This is a genomic window from Acinetobacter sp. NRRL B-65365, from assembly GCF_001605865.1.
GTDB lineage: Bacteria > Pseudomonadota > Gammaproteobacteria > Pseudomonadales > Moraxellaceae > Acinetobacter > Acinetobacter vivianii.
The window spans coordinates 1-651 of record NZ_LRPD01000084.1 but is presented as its reverse complement, the minus strand read 5'-3'; the positions used below and the strand labels follow the sequence as shown (position 1 = coordinate 651).

At 28.3% G+C, this 651-nt stretch carries 1 protein-coding gene; it reads left to right on the top strand.

The features are described 5' to 3' along the window. Window positions 1-36: 36 nt before the first annotated feature. Window positions 37-330, top strand: coding sequence for a hypothetical protein (locus tag AWW72_RS18705; protein WP_005257112.1), 294 nt, complete (start codon window positions 37-39; stop codon window positions 328-330). The last annotated feature ends 321 nt before the right edge of the window (window positions 331-651 follow it).

Below are 651 nucleotides of genomic sequence, written 5' to 3'. Positions count from 1 at the left end.
AATTAATACTTAATACATTTATAAAAGGTATTAAATATGTATAAAAACATTTATAAATCTGCCCTAATTTTATCATTAATGGCATTTGCCTCGGTTAGTTATGCCACAGGTACAATCCAGATTAGTGGTAAAATCGTAGAAGATACTTGCTTTCAGCAACACTACAACATTGACTGTCAGCCATTGAATACCTTACGTAATAATGCTGAAGTACAAACCAGCTCTCTGAATGATTTAACTAATCAAATGCAAGAGAATGATCTCACAAGCATTAGTATTGAACAGTTACCTGAGCAAAATAGTGCTGTTGTGATTGCAAGTTATTATTAAAAAGAAGCTCATTTAAATACAAAATAAAGCGTGAATCCAATCACGCTTTATTCAATTAAATATAATAAATTCACAAAATAAAAAATCAAAAACTAGCTTTAAAGAGTATTTATTCTAATTTATTCCAACTCAATATATTTACCTTGTATTTAAATATCTATCTACTTCAAAAAATATCTTACTGACTCATATAATCTACAAAACAATCATTAAGCTTTGGATCTCATCCCAGCATAAAAAATGCCGTAAATATGAGCTTAAAACATCCACAGATGAGAAATGAAGAAATGAAGAAATGAAGAAATGAAGAAATGAAGAAAT